At 54.9% G+C, this 2,317-nt stretch carries 1 rRNA gene; it reads left to right on the top strand.

Going from position 1 to position 2,317, the window contains the following annotated elements:
• Positions 1-2,317 (top strand): 23S ribosomal RNA (locus HMPREF2791_RS01130); the annotation flags it as partial.

The raw sequence follows: 2,317 nt of genomic DNA on the forward strand, positions 1-2,317 counted from the left end.
GTGTGGTTGTGTTGTTTGTGTTTTTTCCCCGAGTAGCAGCGGGCTCGTGGAATCTGCTGTGAATCTGCCGGGACCACCCGGTAAGCCTAAATACTCAGTGTGACCGATAGTGGATAGTACCGTGAGGGAATGGTGAAAAGTACCCCGGGAGGGGAGTGAAAGAGTTCCTGAAACCATGCGCTTACAATCCGTCAGAGCATCTTTTGTGTGTGATGGCGTGCCTTTTGAAGAATGAGCCTGCGAGTCAGCGGCATGTCGCGAGGTTAACCCGTTTTTGTGGGGTAGTCGTAGCGAAAGCGAATCCGAATAGGGTGGCAAGTGGCATGTCCTGGACCCGAAGCGGGGTGATCTACCCATGGCCAGTGTGAAGCAGCTGTAAGAGGTTGTGGAGGCGCGAACCCACTTAGGTTGAAAACTGAGGGGATGAGCTGTGGGTAGGGGTGAAAGGCCAATCAAACTCCGTGATAGCTGGTTCTCCCCGAAATGCATTTAGGTGCAGCGTGATGTGAGCTTGCCGGAGGTAGAGCTACTGGTTGGTTGAGCGGGACTATCATCTTAGCGACGTCAGCCAAACTCCGAATACCGGTGAAGTGGTGCATTGCAGTGAGACTGTGGGGGATAAGCTTCATAGTCGAGAGGGAAACAGCCCAGATCGCCGGTTAAGGCCCCTAAGGGTGTGCTAAGTGGAAAAGGATGTGGGATCGCGAAGACAGCCAGGAGGTTGGCTTAGAAGCAGCCATCCTTGAAAGAGTGCGTAATAGCTCACTGGTCGAGTGGTTCCGCGCCGACAATGTAGTGGGGCTCAAGCACACCGCCGAAGCCGCGGCAAGTCCTTTGGACTTGGGTAGGGGAGCGTCGTGTGTGGGGTGAAGCCGTACTGGAAGGAGCGGTGGACTGCATGCGAGTGAGAATGCAGGCATGAGTAACGAATGGCAAGTGAGAATCTTGCCCGCCGGATGACTAAGGGTTCCTGGGTCAAGTTCGTCTTCCCAGGGTGAGTCGGGTCCTAAGGCGAGGCCGACAGGCGTAGTCGATGGTTAACGGGTTGATATTCCCGTACCCGTATGTGCGCGCCCAGTATCGAAGCGGTGATACTAACCACCCTGACCCGCTGGCCGTTGCCACTTTTCGAAGTGGTTGGTTGGTGGTGATGCGTGGGGCCTGATCCGTTGTAGGTCAGTGATGGGGTGACGCAGTGAGGTAGCCGAGCCGCTTATTGGATTGCGGTGCAAGCGTGTGGCACGACACCATGGTCAAATCCGGGTGTCACAAGTGTGAGGCGTGATGCGTAGCCCATGTTGGGTGATGTTGGTGATCCTGGACTGCCGAGAAAAGCCTCTAGCGATGTGCATGTACGGCCCGTACCCATAACCGACACAGGTGGTCAGGTAGAAAATACTAAGGCGAGCGGGTGAACTGTGGTTAAGGAACTCGGCAAAATGCCCCCGTAACTTCGGGAGAAGGGGGACCTGCACTGGTTACCGGTCATACGATTGTGTTGCTGGTGTGGGTCGCAGAGAAGAGAGGGGAGCGACTGTTTATCAAAAACACAGGTCCGTGCGAAGACGGTTAAGTTGATGTATACGGACTGACGCCTGCCCGGTGCTGGAAGGTTAAGAGGACCTGTTAGACCCCTTTGTGGGTCGAAGCGGAGAATTTAAGCCCCAGTAAACGGCGGTGGTAACTATAACCATCCTAAGGTAGCGAAATTCCTTGTCGGGTAAGTTCCGACCTGCACGAATGGCGTAACGACTCCCCTGCTGTCTCAACCACAGGCCCGGTGAAATTGCAGTACGAGTAAAGATGCTCGTTTCGCGCGGCAGGACGAAAAGACCCCGGGACCTTCACTATAGCTTGGTATTGGCATTCGGTGCGGTTTGTGTAGGATAGGTGGGAGACGTTGAAGCATGCACGCCAGTGTGTGTGGAGTCGTTGTTGAAATACCACTCTGACCGTAGTGGATATCTAACCTTGGCCCATGATCTGGGTTGGGGACAGTGCCTGGTGGGTAGTTTAACTGGGGCGGTTGCCTCCCAAAATGTAACGGAGGCGCCCAAAGGTTCCCTCAGCCTGGTTGGCAATCAGGTGTTTAGAGTGTAAGTGCACAAGGGAGCTTGACTGCGAGACTTACAAGTCGAGCAGGGACGAAAGTCGGGACTAGTGATCCGGCACCTACTTGTGGATGTGGTGTCGCTCAACGGATAAAAGGTACCCCGGGGATAACAGGCTGATCTTCCCCAAGAGTCCATATCGACGGGATGGTTTGGCACCTCGATGTCGGCTCGTCGCATCCTGGGGCTGGAGTAGGTCCCAAGGG

The organism is Corynebacterium sp. HMSC034A01 (assembly GCF_001838175.1).
Taxonomy (GTDB): domain Bacteria; phylum Actinomycetota; class Actinomycetes; order Mycobacteriales; family Mycobacteriaceae; genus Corynebacterium.